General features: G+C 62.3%; 25 protein-coding genes. All 25 read left to right on the forward strand.

The features are described 5' to 3' along the window. Nucleotides 1–98: 98 nt before the first annotated feature. The 25 genes from ABZ677_RS27255 to ABZ677_RS27375 all read left to right on the forward strand — a co-directional run bounded on the left by ABZ677_RS27255 (nucleotide 99) and on the right by ABZ677_RS27375 (nucleotide 15,201). Nucleotides 99–479 carry a hypothetical protein gene (locus tag ABZ677_RS27255; protein ID WP_358375080.1) on the forward strand — a complete coding sequence of 127 codons (381 nt, stop codon included), beginning with the start codon at nucleotides 99–101 and terminating at the stop codon, nucleotides 477–479. Beyond that, nucleotides 479–1,015, forward strand: coding sequence for a DNA N-6-adenine-methyltransferase (locus ABZ677_RS27260; protein WP_358375083.1), 537 nt, complete (start codon nucleotides 479–481; stop codon nucleotides 1,013–1,015). The genes ABZ677_RS27255 and ABZ677_RS27260 overlap by 1 nt, the downstream gene beginning before the upstream one ends. Continuing rightward, nucleotides 1,012–1,323, forward strand: coding sequence for a hypothetical protein (locus ABZ677_RS27265; RefSeq protein ID WP_358375086.1), 312 nt, complete (start codon nucleotides 1,012–1,014; stop codon nucleotides 1,321–1,323). The genes ABZ677_RS27260 and ABZ677_RS27265 overlap by 4 nt, the downstream gene beginning before the upstream one ends. 123 nt (nucleotides 1,324–1,446) lie before the next feature. Further along, nucleotides 1,447–1,779: a hypothetical protein gene (locus ABZ677_RS27270; protein WP_358375089.1), complete on the forward strand. Its 333-nt coding sequence runs from the start codon at nucleotides 1,447–1,449 to the stop codon at nucleotides 1,777–1,779. Further along, entirely contained in the window at nucleotides 1,776–2,180 is a 405-nt protein-coding gene (locus ABZ677_RS27275) for a hypothetical protein (protein WP_358375092.1), read from the forward strand. The genes ABZ677_RS27270 and ABZ677_RS27275 overlap by 4 nt, the downstream gene beginning before the upstream one ends. Beyond that, a complete protein-coding gene (locus ABZ677_RS27280) occupies nucleotides 2,177–2,560 on the forward strand; it encodes a hypothetical protein (RefSeq protein ID WP_358375094.1) in 384 nt (127 codons plus the stop codon). The genes ABZ677_RS27275 and ABZ677_RS27280 overlap by 4 nt, the downstream gene beginning before the upstream one ends. Continuing rightward, entirely contained in the window at nucleotides 2,557–2,739 is a 183-nt protein-coding gene (locus ABZ677_RS27285) for a hypothetical protein (protein ID WP_358375097.1), read from the forward strand. Before ABZ677_RS27280 ends, ABZ677_RS27285 begins: the two co-directional genes overlap by 4 nt. Then, entirely contained in the window at nucleotides 2,736–3,446 is a 711-nt protein-coding gene (locus ABZ677_RS27290; RefSeq protein WP_358375099.1) for an alpha/beta fold hydrolase, read from the forward strand. The genes ABZ677_RS27285 and ABZ677_RS27290 overlap by 4 nt, the downstream gene beginning before the upstream one ends. Nucleotides 3,447–3,615: 169 nt before the next feature. Then, nucleotides 3,616–3,783: a hypothetical protein gene (locus tag ABZ677_RS27295; RefSeq protein WP_358375101.1), complete on the forward strand. Its 168-nt coding sequence runs from the start codon at nucleotides 3,616–3,618 to the stop codon at nucleotides 3,781–3,783. Next, the gene (locus ABZ677_RS27300; protein ID WP_358375104.1) at nucleotides 3,780–4,475 is read left to right on the forward strand and encodes a hypothetical protein; all 696 of its coding nucleotides are present in this window, start codon (nucleotides 3,780–3,782) and stop codon (nucleotides 4,473–4,475) included. Before ABZ677_RS27295 ends, ABZ677_RS27300 begins: the two co-directional genes overlap by 4 nt. A 436-nt stretch (nucleotides 4,476–4,911) precedes the next feature. After that, nucleotides 4,912–5,190: a hypothetical protein gene (locus tag ABZ677_RS27305; RefSeq protein WP_358375107.1), complete on the forward strand. Its 279-nt coding sequence runs from the start codon at nucleotides 4,912–4,914 to the stop codon at nucleotides 5,188–5,190. Then, nucleotides 5,187–5,495: a hypothetical protein gene (locus tag ABZ677_RS27310; protein WP_358375110.1), complete on the forward strand. Its 309-nt coding sequence runs from the start codon at nucleotides 5,187–5,189 to the stop codon at nucleotides 5,493–5,495. Before ABZ677_RS27305 ends, ABZ677_RS27310 begins: the two co-directional genes overlap by 4 nt. A gap of 85 nt (nucleotides 5,496–5,580) precedes the next feature. Beyond that, complete coding sequence (locus ABZ677_RS27315; RefSeq protein ID WP_358375113.1) at nucleotides 5,581–6,093, forward strand: helix-turn-helix domain-containing protein; 513 nt, start codon at nucleotides 5,581–5,583, stop codon at nucleotides 6,091–6,093. Continuing rightward, on the forward strand, nucleotides 6,050–7,357 hold the full coding sequence (locus ABZ677_RS27320; protein ID WP_358375116.1) for a PBSX family phage terminase large subunit: 1,308 nt from the start codon (nucleotides 6,050–6,052) through the stop codon (nucleotides 7,355–7,357). The genes ABZ677_RS27315 and ABZ677_RS27320 overlap by 44 nt, the downstream gene beginning before the upstream one ends. Next, nucleotides 7,358–8,974: a hypothetical protein gene (locus tag ABZ677_RS27325; protein WP_358375119.1), complete on the forward strand. Its 1,617-nt coding sequence runs from the start codon at nucleotides 7,358–7,360 to the stop codon at nucleotides 8,972–8,974. It begins immediately after the preceding gene. Nucleotides 8,975–8,983: 9 nt separating this feature from the next. Then, nucleotides 8,984–10,819: a phage minor capsid protein gene (locus ABZ677_RS27330; protein WP_358375122.1), complete on the forward strand. Its 1,836-nt coding sequence runs from the start codon at nucleotides 8,984–8,986 to the stop codon at nucleotides 10,817–10,819. Then, nucleotides 10,819–11,061, forward strand: a complete 243-nt coding sequence (locus tag ABZ677_RS27335; protein ID WP_358375125.1) for a hypothetical protein — start codon at nucleotides 10,819–10,821, stop codon at nucleotides 11,059–11,061. Before ABZ677_RS27330 ends, ABZ677_RS27335 begins: the two co-directional genes overlap by 1 nt. Before the next feature lie 95 nt (nucleotides 11,062–11,156). After that, nucleotides 11,157–11,729 (forward strand): hypothetical protein, encoded by a 573-nt coding sequence (locus ABZ677_RS27340; RefSeq protein WP_358375128.1) that lies wholly within the window; start codon nucleotides 11,157–11,159, stop codon nucleotides 11,727–11,729. Nucleotides 11,730–11,777: 48 nt separating this feature from the next. Then, nucleotides 11,778–12,755 (forward strand): major capsid protein, encoded by a 978-nt coding sequence (locus tag ABZ677_RS27345; protein ID WP_358375130.1) that lies wholly within the window; start codon nucleotides 11,778–11,780, stop codon nucleotides 12,753–12,755. Nucleotides 12,756–13,044: 289 nt separating this feature from the next. Continuing rightward, entirely contained in the window at nucleotides 13,045–13,431 is a 387-nt protein-coding gene (locus ABZ677_RS27350) for an endonuclease VII domain-containing protein (protein ID WP_358375133.1), read from the forward strand. Between the two features lie 3 nt (nucleotides 13,432–13,434). Next, entirely contained in the window at nucleotides 13,435–13,908 is a 474-nt protein-coding gene (locus tag ABZ677_RS27355; RefSeq protein WP_358375135.1) for a hypothetical protein, read from the forward strand. 87 nt (nucleotides 13,909–13,995) lie between these two features. Next, nucleotides 13,996–14,409 carry a hypothetical protein gene (locus tag ABZ677_RS27360; protein ID WP_358375138.1) on the forward strand — a complete coding sequence of 138 codons (414 nt, stop codon included), beginning with the start codon at nucleotides 13,996–13,998 and terminating at the stop codon, nucleotides 14,407–14,409. A 116-nt stretch (nucleotides 14,410–14,525) separates the two neighbouring features. Then, the gene (locus ABZ677_RS27365) at nucleotides 14,526–14,741 is read left to right on the forward strand and encodes a hypothetical protein (protein ID WP_358375141.1); all 216 of its coding nucleotides are present in this window, start codon (nucleotides 14,526–14,528) and stop codon (nucleotides 14,739–14,741) included. After that, nucleotides 14,738–15,070 carry a hypothetical protein gene (locus tag ABZ677_RS27370; RefSeq protein WP_358375143.1) on the forward strand — a complete coding sequence of 111 codons (333 nt, stop codon included), beginning with the start codon at nucleotides 14,738–14,740 and terminating at the stop codon, nucleotides 15,068–15,070. The genes ABZ677_RS27365 and ABZ677_RS27370 overlap by 4 nt, the downstream gene beginning before the upstream one ends. Next, nucleotides 15,067–15,201, forward strand: a complete 135-nt coding sequence (locus ABZ677_RS27375; protein WP_358375145.1) for a hypothetical protein — start codon at nucleotides 15,067–15,069, stop codon at nucleotides 15,199–15,201. The genes ABZ677_RS27370 and ABZ677_RS27375 overlap by 4 nt, the downstream gene beginning before the upstream one ends. Nucleotides 15,202–15,294: the final 93 nt, after the last annotated feature.

Genomic DNA, 15,294 nt, shown 5'->3' on the forward strand with positions numbered 1-15,294 from the left:
CTCTCAATGCCTTCGCGATCACGTTCGCGGATCGTTGGCCCGGATCAGAAACCTACTGATGAAAACGGCCGAAACACCGTTAACGAGATAGTCCCCGCATGAGCAACCCGGAAACCACAGAAACCGCCTCTGACCACTGTGTATCCGCGTCTGCGCACGTGGTGGGGGTGTTGGCGGAAGCACTCGCACCGATCGTCGGTGTTGCGGCTGCGAATGAGTGCGCGTCTGTGGTTGCTGCCCTCCCCAACATCAGAATTGTTGACCTCGTAGCCGAACGTGCCGAGGCAGCTAGCCGGGATGCACGGAGACATCTCAGTGAGATGCGGTGCATCAACGGTGTCGCCGGCTACTACTGCAACGTCACGTATGCGGAACGGGGCCAGTACTACTGCGAGTACGCCGCAAAAGGATTGACGCACTACTTCGACACCCCCGAACACATTGCCGAACTTGAGGCTCGCGCTGTGGGAGGCCAGTGATGGGCACAGTAAACGCCGGCTTGTTCACGTCCACGACAGACGAATGGCCAACACCACAAGACCTGTTCGACACACTCCACGCAGAGTTCGACTTCTCGCTCGACCCTTGCGCTGACTACGGAAACGCCAAATGTCCACTGTTCTTCACCCGCGAAGACGACGGCCTAGCGCAACCATGGGTAGGTGCCGTATTCATGAACCCGCCATACGGGCGAGACATGAAACTCTGGATCGAAAAGGCATACCGAGAATCGCTCCTGGGTGCCACCGTCGTCTGCCTCATCCCCGCGAGAACCGACACAACCTACTGGCACGACTTCGTGATGAAAGCCGCTGAGGTCAGGTTCATTCGCCGCCGCCTGCATTTTGCGAATACGCGGCACGACGAACGCAAAGCATCGGGTGAGGCCACTGCGCACAATGCTCCGTTCCCATCAGTGATCGTTGTGTTCACGGCTGGCGGCTCAACTGGTTTTCCGGTGATGACCGCTATCGACCGCGATGGAACTTCGTTCACATCGGAGCAAGCGTCGTGACCCCCGGGGAGTTCGCGGAGATCGAAGCCCGAGCCAACGCAGCGGATGACTCACGCGGCGCGATCCAGCGGGCGGACATCTACCGCATCGAAGTTCCATCGTCGTTCTTCGACCGCATCTCGGCCAGTCAGCGTGATGTGCGTGACCTGTTGGCTGCGGTGCGGGAACGGGACAACACCATCGCCAGGGTGCGGGACATCGTCGAATCCGTCCACATGTCGGACGGCCTCGATCCAGACGGCTACCAAGTGGCGGGGCTGATCCGCGCTGCCCTCGACCCACAGGAGACACCAGATGGCCGCATGTGAGAAGTGCTGGACCCAAGCATCGTTCGACGCGCGACTGAAAGGCGGGTCAGTAGTCGAGCACTACAAACGCCTGCTGGTCGAGAACGAAACCGAGCACACCGGCGACGAACCGCAGGAGACACCATGAGCACCAACGACAATCACGGCCCGGACTGGTCGGATTGGCAGGAGGGCGATGATGGTCCGTCGTGCAAGTGCGGGTTCAACGGAACGCACGAGGAATGCGCTGCCGCCAGGATTCAGGACACGCGAACAACTCCCGAGCTTCGCCGGATCATGAACGAGTTCCTGCCGAAGCATGGTAGGAGCGCTCGCTGCACATCCGTCGCGGTCCATGTCGACGGCGAACTGTGCCACTGCTACTACGACGCAGACCACGGCGAGAATCACGGCCACGATTGCGGCCACCCTGAGCATCGACGCTGGCACATACCTGAGTCGGGGGTGGTGTTGTGAGCACACCGAACCCCACACACATCATCGCGGAAGGAATGCGGGAGGCCGCAACTGAGGGCCAGAAAGGAACACCCGGCACACGCGAGGATGGGCAACTGTGGGGAGCGTTCCCGAACACCATGACGATCAAGGACCTCGCCGCCCATGTGGTGTCGAAGCTGACGGACGCCGGCTACAGCATCATCGACCAAGCCAGCGCCGACGAGCTGGCAGCCCACCGCGAAGACCAAGAACTGGACCGCCGATGGGCCGCCCGTTGCGACCTCAACGACCTACGGTGCATCAACTGCGACCTGAGGTACGGCGAACGCCAGGACTACGCCTGCTACGGAAGCGGCCATTTCTACAGCGCTGTCGAGGTCGCACGTCTCACTGCCGCCGCTGAGGGGGAGAAGCCGTGACGACGCCGACGACGTTGCGGTGGGATATGCCGTGGAGGACGCCACCGATCAGCCTCAACGACCGGCAGCATTGGCGTCCGCGTGCTCGGAAGGTGAAGGAAGTGCGGGCAGCCGCACGCATCCTTGCGATGGCAGCGCACCTCCCACGCGACCTCGACCACGTCACAGTGCAGCTCGTCTACCAACCCAGAGACCGCCGGCGCAGGGATGAAGACAACCTCGTCGGCACCCTCAAAGCCATCTGCGACGGACTCATCGACTACGGCATCACCCCAGACGACACACCGCAATACATGACGAAACTCATGCCACGCATCGACCCGCCCGTCAAAGGCCAAACCGGCCGCATCTGGCTCGAACTCGAATGGGAGACAACATGATCGAAGTAGTCGCACTCGACGGCCAGGTCACCACATACGACGGTGAAGGCAGCGAATACAGGTTGGTCGACGGCGGCCACTTGTCGATCACCGAGGAGTACGGCGACAGCGCCTTCACCCACAGCATCGCTGTTCACGCTGCTGGTACGTGGGCTATCGCACGGAAGGTCACCGCATGACCGCAATCATCGACGTCCTCTGGTTGGGTGGCACCTTCAACGCTGGCGGTGAAGGCATCAGCGACGACTTCCTCAAACGCTTGGACCCTAAACGCTTCCGCTTTTGCTACGTGCCGTTTCCCGCAGATTATGGCCGCGAGGTGAGCTACGGCGAGTCCGTGAAAGCGGGGGAGCGGGCGCTACTGAACGCGATCACCGCCTGCCCCGGTGCCGTCGTCATCGGCGGCTACAGCCAGGGCGCGACCATCGCAGGGAACGTGGCCGCTGGAATCCACCCACGCTCGGCGAAGGTCATCGGATGCGCTCTGATCGCTGACCCGTTGCGTGACGGCCTGCAAACCACCATCGGCCCGAATCCTGGGGGTTACGGTATCGGCGGCGCACGACGCATCAACACCATCCCAACGTTCCGGGTCGCTGCGTGGGGTGACCCGATCACCGCGCTTCCCGCCGGCAACTACCTGCGTACGGTCGCGGACTTCTCGGAGTTCATGGGCCGGGATGTGAACGCGTGGGCCGTGAACGTGCTGTCGAAGATCGTGCGCGGGCAGGTGCAGCCGTGGTGGCGCTGGTCGAATCGTAGGGATTGGGCTGAGGCAGGCCGATGGCTCCGCGGCTACACCACCGACTCAAGGCATACGGCGGCTTATGTCACCGAAGGACTCACCCGACAGCTCGCCGACGCCGTCAACCGCGACATCCGATGACCGCCGCCGATGCACGGTCTCACGCTGACGACATCTGCCGATGCGGGCACACAGGCGGCTTCCACTACTGCAACTGCGGCTCATTTCAATCAATGCCCGGTTCAGGATGCGGACCTGCCTGCTCCGAGATGCACCGCTTCGACACCACATGCGAACTCGGAGGCACCCGATGAGCACTGTGAATGAGCGGGCCGCACGCAGATGGGGTCGGAAACGATACTTCCGCAACGTCGCCATACTCGTCGGCTCCGACTGCCTCCGCACCTTGAGCGTTGCCCTCAACGTCCCCTACGACGAAGCCGAAACCCTCGACATCCTGAAAGGCATCACGATATGAGCGAGACGTTCTATCTGGACCGTGAGGGGCAACGCAAGCTCGTGAAGTCGCTCCGTGAAATCCCGTCGTTGGTGGAGGATTTGGCGGTCACGATCTGTCGGCGGGATCGGATCGCACGCCCGCAACCCGGTGGACGCACCAGTGTGGAGCGGGTGGAGATGCCGCTACCCATCAACATTGATGCTGTCGAAGCCGCCGACGCCTTGTGCGCGTGCCTACTCCGGTGGGTGCAGGACGTATGCGAGGCGAGACAAATCGAATGGGCCGGCTCAACCTCGACGCTCACGCTCGCGGCCTGGCTCGACCGGAACGTCATCGCCCTCGCCCTCACCGACGGAGCCGACAACGCACCCGGCCAGATCGGCCACCACATCAAAATGGCGCGCCGAACAGTCGACCTCCCACCCGACGAAATCTGTGCAGAACCCGACACCGAGAAGATCAACCTGTCGTACGACATGCTGCTTACCGCGCGAGAGTTGTCGGGGATCATGCCGAGGCTGGGGGAGAAGCCGTTGAAGGCGGACACCATTCACTCGTGGACCGATACGCGTCGTCATGGGGCGAATGCGTTGCAGCACCGCGAGATTCCCGGTGTGAAGGGGCATGTGTACCGGCTCGGGGATGTCCTCGCGATACGGCGCGCACGGGAAGCCGCCAGGTCACAACGCATGTCCGAGGTTTCTGCTTGACAAATCCGTCCGAGATCCCGTGGTATGCTTCGCTTGCGAGACCGGTGTGAAGACAACCACCGTTGATGCTCGCAACCAACTTTCGGTGCCGGTTGTCAACACAGCCTTTGCGACTCCCTTCCCTGTGAAGCGCGCCCAAGACCCACTCATCGGGGTAGGCGTCCGCTGCACCCGACACCGAAACCAACCACCCGGAGGCCAGCATGTGGAACCTGCTCGCTGACGCGTTCGCCGCTGTACTCCGTCGGATCGCATTGTGGGCGCTGACCCGTGGATGACGTCCGAACCCCAGTCATCGCAATTGACTGCTGGCACAAGGGCTGCGACTTCTCCGAGCTGATCCAGGGCCGCCGAGCAGAAGGTGACTTTTCGATCGCCACCACGTTCATGTCCAGTGACCGGGTTTGGTACGAACACAATCGGAAGGTGCATGGACGTGGCTGACATTGGTACCCCATTGCAGCGTGTGGGGCATGGGCGTTGGGCGATCGTCCCCATCGGCATCCTCTGGGTCACCGACACCGGTGTCATCGGCTTCCAACCCCCACCCAAAGGCGACCCGAGCGGCATCGAAACACTGATCTCGAACGCCCTCGACGCCGGCAAAGACGCCAACACCGCCTTCGACGAAATCGCCACCGTCCTCGGAGCCGCCACCGCCAAAGTGGGTGACGTCGCCACCTGGACCGTCGACCGCAGGCCGGTCTTCGGGTGAGTGTCGCTCGGCGTCGTACCGATGACGTCCTCGTGCTCGTCGTGAAAGTCGCAGCCGCCACGGAAGACGCAGACGCATCCCAGAAGGCCGCACTGCAATCGCTGGTGCCCGCTTTCCAAGACCTCCGCCTATCCAAAGACCCCGACAAAATCGCAGACCTCGACAAACGCTTGCATCGCATCATGGGGCCGACCTGGCAACCGCAAGGCCAATGGGCGAACGCAGCCCAGAACGCCCACACGATCATCAACGACGGCATCACAGCCCGAGGCCACGACCCGGCCCAACTCTTCGCACCCAAATAACTCCCGACCCCCAACGCGCGGGAACGGAGGCACCACATGATCAGATCAAACGTTTGGCAGCCTCACCGCGCGCGCGAGAGCAGCGATGGCAGCGCCCTGGTCTGAGAGCGACAGTGACCAACTGGCTCGGCTTCACGAGTCTGGTCAGTCGCTGCACGCCATTGCGAAGCAGATGGGCAGATCGAAACAGACGATCAGTCGATGGGCTGACAAGCTCGGGCTCACATTCGACCGCTCGATGACAGCGAAAGCCGCCGAAGCCGTCCACGTCGACAACAAGTCGAAGCGCGTAACGCTTGAAGCGCGACTGCTCGATGAGGGTGGGAAGCTTCTCGACCAACTGTGGGACCCGACGATCGTGTTCTCATTCGGTGGCAGCGATAACCTGTATTCGGAGCACCAGTTGGAGCGTCCGACGTTCGGTGATCAGAAGGCCATCGTTCAGGCTGTTTCAACTGCGCTCGCTGCGGCAAATAAGTTGGCGGAGTTGCACAATGACGGTCATGACCTACCTGCTGTCGATGCGTGGCTCGAAGCCATGACAGGAGCTAACGATGACAATCAACGCCCTGTCGGGGAAGTCGAAGCTGGCAGTTGAACACTCCACCGCCTTCATCAACATCTACGAAGGGTCAGTGCGGTCCGGTAAGACCGTCGCGACACTGATCGACTGGATTCGCTACATCCGCACCGCACCACCGGGAAACCTGCTGATGACAGGACGCACCGAGCGCACCGTCATCAACAACCTGGTCCTCCCAATCCAGGACATGCTCGGGCGTAAACGCGTCACCATCAACCGAGGCAACGGCACAGTCAACATCCTCGGCCGCGAAGTGATGCTCGTCGGCGCGAACAACGAGCAGGCACGCACGAAGATCCAGGGCCTCACCCTTGCCGGCGCATACGTCGATGAAGCATCCACGCTGCCCGAGTCGTACTGGAACATGCTGACCACCCGTCTCTCCGAAGATGGGGCGCGGATGTGGGCAACGTGCAATCCCGAGGGACCACGCCACTGGTTCAAGCTCAAGTGGTTGGACAAGGCGAAACTGTGGGTGCAGCACGACGGCACCATCCTCGACCGCAACGACGAATTCGAAGCGCAAGAAGAGGGCGACGAACAGACACTCTCTGACCTGCACCGCTTCTCATTCACCCTCGAAGACAACCGCGCCAACCTGAACCCGAAGTACTACCGCAATGTCATGTCGATGTACTCGGGACTCTGGTACGAACGCATGATCCTCGGCAAGTGGTCACTCGCTGAGGGCGCGATCTACCCCATGTTCAGCATCGACAAGCACGTCGTGTCCGAACTGCCCGCCACGAAGATGGTTCTCGCAGTCGGTGTCGACTACGGCGACACACACCCCACGCGAGGGATACAGGTCATTCTCGGAGTCGACAACAACCTGTACTTCTCCGCTGAGTGGGCACCGAGCCTCGACCTGACGCACGCACAACGGACAGCATCACTGCGAGCGTTCTGCGACAAGCACGGCTGGCCCAACTATTTCTTCGCTGACCCATCAGCGAAGGGCTTCCGCTACCAGATGCACGTGGATGGCCTACGTCCAGTCATCAAGGCCAACAACAGTCACACCGACGGTATCGGCCTCACAGCGTCACTACTCACCGCGGGACGATTGTTCATCCACGAATCCTGCACGCACCTGATCAACGAATTCACGTCGTACGTGTGGGATACCGAGAAGACGGAGAGCGGGAAAGAGCAGCCCGTGAAGGTCGATGACGACAGCTTGGACGCTAGCCGTTACGGCCTCCTGACATCCCGTGTGCAGTGGCAAGAGTTCATTCCTGATATTGGCGAACGACTACCCGAGGAGGTGGCTGCGTAGATGTTCCCCGAGGATTCACCCTGGCCACCCGTTCCGTACGAAGCTGTGATGGCTGCGTGCGCGGAACGTCAGGTGTGGTGGGAAGGCGACCCGGACAAGCTCGCCGCCTTCTACGGTGGCTCGCAGGGCGACGTACACCGGTCACAGAACGTGAAGGACCGGGCACGTAAGGCGTGGGCATCGTTCTGGGGGAAGCAGCAGATCGTGGGGGAGCGCCCGACACGGGTCCACGCACCCATCGCAGCCGACATCGCACGCATCGCAGCAGCCACCCTGTTCGCTGATCCACCGCAAATCCTCGCACCCGCCACCGAAAGCGAAGACGGCGAGAAGCGCGACGGAACATTGCAGGACGCGATCGACGCCCTCTCCAACAACCCTCGCACTCATGCCGGCTACCTCGAAGCCGCCGAAACCGCGTCCATGCTCATGGGTGCATACGGGCGCGTCGTCTGGGACAAAAACCAATTCGAGGACGGCCCGTGGATCGACTGGGTTGACGCCGACCGCGCCATCCCCGAGTTCGTGTGGGACCGACTGGTGGCTGTCACGTTCTGGACGGAGTTGGCCTCGGATTCCCCGAGTGTGGTGTGGCGGCATCTGCAACGCTACGAGAAGGGCCGCGAGTTCCATTCCCTGCATCAGGGGACACGCGACAAACTCGGGCAGGCTATGGAACTCACAGCCCACCCCGCCACCGAAGCTATTGCCGCGCGTGAAGGACTCACGGAGAACGGCTTCGAAGTACCCACCGACTACCGGCACTTCATGTACGCCCCGAACATGGGATCGAACCCGGCGTGGCGCAACAACGACGACCTCCGACCCCTCGGTCGTGCAGACTTGGACACTCAGGTGATGCGGCTCATGGATGAAGCCGACAAAGTCTGGTCGTCGTGGATGCGTGACCTCGACCTCGGCAAAGCCCGCGTCTTCATCTCCCGCCAGTTGCTGTCCAACGGGCGCAGTGGTGACGGTGCATCCTGGGACATCGACCAGTCCATCTACAGCCCGGTCGGTGACTTCATCAACAAGGGTGAACTCTCATCGGTCATGGATGCGCAGCAGTTCGCGATCCGCGTCGAAGAACACGCAGCCACCTACGAAGGTTTGCTCCGGTTGATCATCGCCCGCTGCGGCTACTCCCCGCTCACGTTCGGCCTGTCGGATGAGGTCGCGCAGACCGCCACCGAAACCGACGCCAAAACGAGGGACACGCACACCACACGTCGTGCGAAGATCCTCCACTGGTCCGAGCTGGACGAACTGCATACAGCGATGTTGCAGATCAATGCAGCCGTCTTCGGTGGGCCTCCGGTGTCGGAGAAGCTGGAACTGAAATGGCCGGCGTCGAAGGAATCGCCGCGGGTGTTGGCGGAGACCGCGAACCTGTTGCGTCAGGCGCAGGCAGCGTCGACGAAGACGCTTGTGGAGATGCAGCATCCCGACTGGGATGACGATCAGGTCACTGCTGAGGTCGAGCTGATCGACGACGCGGCTTCGGTGGATGTGCCTGCGTTCGGTGGCGGCTTCGGCGGCAACGAGCAGTCCCCGACCGGTGCCGATGACCCTGATGCTGAGGGTGACGGCAATGAAGCACCCCCGTTCGGCGAATAGAATCACCTGATGCTGGACCCGGCGGCCGCACGCAACACGTTCGCCGACGATCTCGTTGCCGAATACCAACGCCTCGAACTGATCCTGTTGGAATTGATCGCGGACAAGGTCGCACGGGGTCTGGATGCGCCGGATTGGGCTGCACGGCAGGTCATGGAACTGCAACGCTTCCGCAAAGAAGCGGGTGTGATTGCAGCGAAGATGGCAGGCAAAAGCCCCGAGCTGATCGCGTCCGCTATCCAACGCGCCGTCACCGATGGGTTCCTCGCAGCCTCACAGGACATCGCGATCGCGGAAGGGATCAGTGCTGGTCAGGTCGTTGTGAACGCTGGCACTGTTCCTGCGATCGACGGACCCGCCATCGCAGCACTCCTCGCCGAAACTACCGGTGCACTCACAGCAGTGGATCAGGGTGTCCTCCGCGCCACCGATGACATCTACCGCAAGGTGGTTGCCCGCGGTGCAGCGACAGTCGTCGCAGGTGCAGAGACACGCAAGCAGGCCACCCAACGCGCGCTCACCGAGTTCACCCGCAACGGCATCACCGGCTTCCTCGACCGCCGCGGCAAGTCGTGGTCGCTGACCGCGTACACGGAGATGGCGATCCGCACGGGCACCACCAAAGCGTTGATGCAGTCGCACTCGAACCGGCTCACGGAGCGTGGGTATGACCTCGTGATTGTGTCCTCGCATCCGCGGCCTGCGCCGCAATGCCAACCGTACGAACGACAGATCCTGTCACTGTCCGGGCGCACACTCGGCGTGATCTCGGAGACGTCGCGGTTAACTGGTCGTACGGTGTCGGTGAAGGTGAAAGCGTCACTCGCAGAAGCAGAATCGAAGGGGTTGCACCATCCTGCGTGCCGCCACCGACATTCGCTCTATATTCCTGGCGTCACTGATACGACGCCCACGAAAGCCGACGACGAAGGGTACGCAGACACTCAAGAGTTGCGTCGCCTCGAACGTGGCGTGCGTGAGTGGAAGCGCCGCGCAGCCACGAGCCTCGATCCTGCTGAGAAGAAAGCGGCGCAGGCGAAGGTCCGCGAATGGCAAGGGAAAATCAAGGCGCACACTGAGACCACGGGTGTCGGTCGTCGCCGTGACCGCGAACAACTCGACCTCGGCAACAAGACCCCCACCTTGGATGTGGCAGCCAAGGCCCCGAAGGTCGTCAAACCGAAACCCGCACCCAAAGCCGCCGCGATACCCCTCGATGTGGAGTACAGCCCGAAACTGTCCGCCCTCGCGAAAGCATCGGTGGAACGGCAGACCAACGCCATCCCGGCGGCTGCACGCGCATCCATCCAACGCGCAGGAACCAAAGTCGTCGTCGCCCGGAACACCGGAGAGACCAGCCTCGCAGCCCAATACGCAGGCAAACTCACCGCCGACGGCCGCGCAATGGAAACCGAATCGTTCTACAGTCCCACCGCCAACCACGTGTTCATCAACGCGAACGACATGCAAGGCTCCGTCAACGTCATCGCCCACGAACTCGCACACTCGATGGACCTCAACCACCTCAAGGGCCGACCTGCCCGCGTCGAAGTCCAGAACCACGGCGAAGCACCGTACATCCACACCGTCTCCGAATTAGCCGACGACCCGTACCTGATTTGGGCGCACAGGCAAGTCCGCGACACCCCGCACACCAGCAAGTACTTCGACTACTTCAAGCAGGGTTCGGCTGGTAATCCGCAGTCGGGTCGTCGGGAGTGGATCGCCGAATCGTATGCCGCGGTCGTGGAGGGTCGTGACGATGTCCTCGTGAACGTTGCCGGTGGCAGTGTGGAGGCAGCCGACATCATTCGGTGGTCGTTCGGCAGATTGGGAGTCCTGTGATGCTCGCGCCAGTGTTGTTCCTCGGCCACAACTGGTATCTGACGGTCGACGGGAAGATCGTGTCCGGAAACCCACCACCCGCCGACGAGTTGGAAGCACTCAAGGGCATGGACCCCGACTACGACACGGAGACCGCCGGCGCACCCGGCGACCCCGTCCGGTTGACCGACGAGAATCGCGCCGAGTGGGAAGCCGCCGCAGCTATCGGCGGACACACCCTGGACCGCCTGTCCGTCCTCTGACTTCCGAGCCCGCACGGGCCGGTTGATTCACCGCTCCACCACACAGCTCCGCACCTGCACAGGTGACGGGGCCATCACCGCATGGAGATGCAGATATGCGCAACACCCTGATTCGTTCTGCCCTGATCCGTGGCACCGCGACCGCATGGACGCAGCAGCCCCAACAGCAGCAGTTCACGTCCGTCGAACCGCCCGCCGATCCTCCCGCAGGTGACCCGCCAAGCGACCCACCCACGGACCCCCCGACCGATCCGCCAGCCGATCCCCCCAAGGAAGAGCCGGATTGGAAGAAGGAAGCCCGCAAGTGGGAGGACATCGCCAAGAAGAACAAGTCGAAGGCTGAGGCCCACGACAAGGCTGAGGCGGACAAGCTCGACGCGACACAGAAGGCGAACAAGGAACGCGACGACGCAGCCACAGAGGCCGCCGAGACGAAGGCTGAGAACGCCCGTCTCCGTGCAGCACTCAAGTACAAGCTCTCCGACGAGGACGTCGAAACATTCCTCACCGGAGTCGCCGCAGACCGTGTCGACGACGTAGCCAAGGCACTCGCGAAGCGTCTCGCCAAGGCCGCACCCGCAGCCGGCGGTGCACCGGCAGGTGGCGCAGGCGGCAAAGCCAAAGCCGGCAACCTGACCGACGCCGTCAACGGCTACTACCAGCAGTAACCCGAACCCCGAGTCGCCTGACCAGGGGACACTCAACCAGGAGGCATCATGCCTGTATCCCTCGCCCAGGCGGCCCAGAACGCCGTCACCGACCTCGACCTCAACGTCATCGACGAGTTCCGCACGAACCAGATCATGGATCTGCTGACCTTCGACGACGCCGTCAACCCCATCGGTGGCGGCGGTGTACTCACCTACGGCTACACCCGCCTCGCGACCCTCGCGACCGCCGCATTCCGCCCCATCAACGCCGAGTACGCGCCGCAGGAAGTCACCACCCAGCGCTACAACGTCGACCTCAAGCAGCTCGGCGGATCGTTCCAGGTCGACCGCATCCTCACCGGAATCGGCCCAGCCGCAACCGCATCGGTCGCGCTGAACCTCTCGCAGAAGATCAAGTCGACCCAGGCACTGTTCGGTGACGCCGTCATCAACGGAGACTCGGCAGTCACCGCCAACTCCTTCGACGGCCTGTCCAAGGCCCTCGCAGGATCGACCACCGAAGACACCACCGCCTACGACTGGTCCGGCACGATGGACGAAACCAAGTCCTACCTGGTGATGGAGACCCTCGACGACCTCATCGGCAAGCTCAACGGTGAAGCCGGCGCGATCATCGCGAACAAGAAGGCGCTGAACCGCATCAAGTCGGCTCTCCGCCGCACCTCGCAGTTCGTGTCCGCACCCGGACCCCGCGGCACGATGTTGGAGTCGTACGGCAACATCCGGCTCATCGACGCCGGCTACAAGGCCGGTTCGGCGACGGACGTCATCCCCGTCCGCGCATCGGCTGTCACCGGCCCGCCCGCGCTCGCCGCTGGTTCGACGGACATCTACGCCGTCCGCTTCGGCATGGACGGATTCCACGGCGTGTCCACCTCGGGTGGTTCGCTGGTCAAGACGTGGCTCCCCGACTTCTCGACCGCGGGCGCTGTGAAGACCGGTGAGGTCGAACTCGGCCCCGTCGCAGTCGCACTGAAAGCGACAAAAGCGGCGTCTGTTCTACGGAATGTGCGCGTTCAGTAATCTAAAAGTGCGGTAGAATTACCGCATGGATTACTGGCGGACCTGCTCCGTTGCCGGATGCACCAACCGTGGACAACTCACACGCGGATGGTGCCAAAGCCACTATTCAAGGTGGACTAAAACCGGGGACGTTCAGGCTCACATTCCACTTCAACGCAAAACAGTCAAAGGGCTCAAGTGGTGCACGATCGAGGGTTGCCCTCGACCTCACCTCTCCCGCGGATGGTGCTCGACGCACTACATGCGCTGGAGGACGACCGGTGACCCGGGTGCAGCAGAGTTGTTGCGAGTGCCCGGTGATCCGACGTCGACTAAAAAAGCCTGCAAGAACTGCAAAATCGTCAAGCCGTTAGACGAATTTCCGAACACCCCTCGCACGCGTGACAAGCGAGAGTCCTGGTGCAAGGAATGCCATAAGCCTGGTCAACGAAACCGCACGTTGTTGCGCAAGTACGGCATTACCGCTGACCAATACGACGGGATGGTTGTTGCGCAGGACGGCAAGTGCGCAGCCTGTAACGAGACAGCCAAGCTCGTTGTCGACCACTGTCACAAGTCCGGCAAGGTGCGGGCGCTTCTCTGCGACCGCTGTAACCGTCTACTCGGTGTAGCGGATGACCGAATCGAACTCCTCCAAGCTGCTATCGCCTTCTTGGGGGTTCACAAGGAGGCGTAGTACATGACGAAGATTAAGAGCCCGATCGAGGGCTACAACGGTTCGTCGACGTTCGGTTCCACCACGTTGGTGTTCACCGACGGCGAGGCCGACGCGAAGGACATCCCCGACGGCGTGCTCGCGTATCTGCGGGAGAAGGGCTTCGGTGTCGACGGCAAGACTGTCGACCAGCCCGACGCCCCGGCCGTGATCGACTCCCGCGAGATCGTCGAAGAGCAGGTCGGATCGAAGGCCCGTGATGCTGCGGTCGACCCGCAGCCCGAGGACTTCCTACCGCCCGTGAATGCGGGCAAGGCTGATCCGCACGGCCCGAAGGTTGTGGCCCCGCAGATCCATGCAGCGAAGGAACAGCCGGTTCGCCCCGGTGACGTGTCGGACGACAATGCGGTGCAGGAGAAGGCGGAGTCGGAGCACGCAGCCGACAACCTGGTCTCCGAGCCGGTGAAGTCGACGCGGCGGACGGCTGCGAAGAAGTAACACCCCCGGTTCGTCGAACGCCCCCGCAGCCATAGCGCACGGGGGCGTTCGGCATTCCACCCACACAATCTTTGAGAGGGGCGACGGATGCTGGTCTACGCCACCACTGCGCAATACTCAGCGTTGACCGGTGACACGCCGCCCGACAACTTCTCGACCCTCAACCGGTATGCGGCTGGGTTGGTGCGGGAAGCCACCTTGTGTGACCGCTGGGTGCCGTTGCCGTCCGGTCTGCCGGTCGACGATGACCTGCGTGAAGCGCTCTCGGATGCTGCGTGTGAACAGATCGCGTCGTGGGATGCAGCGGGTATCGACCCGCAGAAGGGTGCAGGCGGCCAAGATGCGCGTCTCACAACGACCGGTATTGACGGTGCGAACCTGTCCTACGACACGTATCTGACGGCACCGGATCGCGCTAAAGCCATCAACACCTTGTGTGATGCAGCCTTCGCTCATCTCCGCAATGCGGGTCTGGGGTCGACGGTGGTGGCTGGCAGGTGACCGCCGCCGATGTCCTCGCGAAAATCTGGTTCATTCATTCGATCACGGTGGAGCGTAAGACGGGGGATGGTCCTCGCGGCCCTATCTACGCCGCACCCACAACCGAGAATGCGCGCGTGAGCGCGCAGAACCGGTTGGTGCTCAATGGTTCCGGGCAGCAGGTTGTGTCCGCGAACCGAGCGTCCATGCATGAGGGCACCCCGCAAATTCCGATCGGGTCGAAGGTGACGTTGCCTGCGTCGTTCGGGTCGAAGACAGCGAAGGTCATCACCGAATCCAGGCATGACGCTGGCCCGTTGACGCCGAACTTCTACAGCGTGGACCTCGGATGACCCTGGAATGGAACACCCGCGCGGCGGATGCGATCACCGAAGCCGCACAGACCGGGATCTACGAGGCCGCCGAAGCCCTGTTGGACCAGGCGATCGAGAAGACGCCAGTGCAGGACGGCATCCTTCGGGCATCCGGCCGCGCCACCCAAGAGGGCTTGGACGCCGCAGTATCGTTCAACACCCCGTACGCCGTGAAGCAGCATGAGGAACTCGGCTACCAACACCCCAACGGGGGCCAAGCGAAATACCTGGAAGTCCCCGCAAACTCGTTCGCTCCGATGATGGAACAGATTGTCGCGCAGGCCATCGTCCGGGAGACGGGCCTGTGACCGACGTCGAGGTCGTCCCCACTCTCCTCGCGGTGGGGGAGTGGCTGGCAGATGAAGGCCTCGCGAAGTACGACGGCCACGGTGCAGGCCCGACCGTCATGTACGGCAAAGGCTTCGACACCCCCGGCTAGGTCAAGCCCCTAGAAGTGGTGTAACTGGTTTGTGATCCTTCGTTGGTGATCAGGCGGGTAGTTGCATCAGTGCATCAGTGGTCACCTCCGTCG

Source organism: Rhodococcus sp. NPDC006774 (assembly GCF_040636045.1).
Lineage (GTDB): Bacteria > Actinomycetota > Actinomycetes > Mycobacteriales > Mycobacteriaceae > Rhodococcoides.

Coding starts and splice junctions, on each gene's coding strand:
- ABZ677_RS27255 (WP_358375080.1), top strand. CDS start 99: ATGAGCAACCCGGAAACCACAGAAACCGCCTCTGACCACTGTGTATCC.
- ABZ677_RS27260 (WP_358375083.1), top strand. CDS start 479: ATGGGCACAGTAAACGCCGGCTTGTTCACGTCCACGACAGACGAATGG.
- ABZ677_RS27270 (WP_358375089.1), top strand. CDS start 1,447: ATGAGCACCAACGACAATCACGGCCCGGACTGGTCGGATTGGCAGGAG.
- ABZ677_RS27285 (WP_358375097.1), top strand. CDS start 2,557: ATGATCGAAGTAGTCGCACTCGACGGCCAGGTCACCACATACGACGGT.
- ABZ677_RS27290 (WP_358375099.1), top strand. CDS start 2,736: ATGACCGCAATCATCGACGTCCTCTGGTTGGGTGGCACCTTCAACGCT.
- ABZ677_RS27295 (WP_358375101.1), top strand. CDS start 3,616: ATGAGCACTGTGAATGAGCGGGCCGCACGCAGATGGGGTCGGAAACGA.
- ABZ677_RS27300 (WP_358375104.1), top strand. CDS start 3,780: ATGAGCGAGACGTTCTATCTGGACCGTGAGGGGCAACGCAAGCTCGTG.
- ABZ677_RS27315 (WP_358375113.1), top strand. CDS start 5,581: ATGGCAGCGCCCTGGTCTGAGAGCGACAGTGACCAACTGGCTCGGCTT.
- ABZ677_RS27320 (WP_358375116.1), top strand. CDS start 6,050: ATGACAATCAACGCCCTGTCGGGGAAGTCGAAGCTGGCAGTTGAACAC.
- ABZ677_RS27325 (WP_358375119.1), top strand. CDS start 7,358: ATGTTCCCCGAGGATTCACCCTGGCCACCCGTTCCGTACGAAGCTGTG.
- ABZ677_RS27330 (WP_358375122.1), top strand. CDS start 8,984: ATGCTGGACCCGGCGGCCGCACGCAACACGTTCGCCGACGATCTCGTT.
- ABZ677_RS27335 (WP_358375125.1), top strand. CDS start 10,819: ATGCTCGCGCCAGTGTTGTTCCTCGGCCACAACTGGTATCTGACGGTC.
- ABZ677_RS27340 (WP_358375128.1), top strand. CDS start 11,157: ATGCGCAACACCCTGATTCGTTCTGCCCTGATCCGTGGCACCGCGACC.
- ABZ677_RS27345 (WP_358375130.1), top strand. CDS start 11,778: ATGCCTGTATCCCTCGCCCAGGCGGCCCAGAACGCCGTCACCGACCTC.
- ABZ677_RS27355 (WP_358375135.1), top strand. CDS start 13,435: ATGACGAAGATTAAGAGCCCGATCGAGGGCTACAACGGTTCGTCGACG.
- ABZ677_RS27360 (WP_358375138.1), top strand. CDS start 13,996: ATGCTGGTCTACGCCACCACTGCGCAATACTCAGCGTTGACCGGTGAC.
- ABZ677_RS27370 (WP_358375143.1), top strand. CDS start 14,738: ATGACCCTGGAATGGAACACCCGCGCGGCGGATGCGATCACCGAAGCC.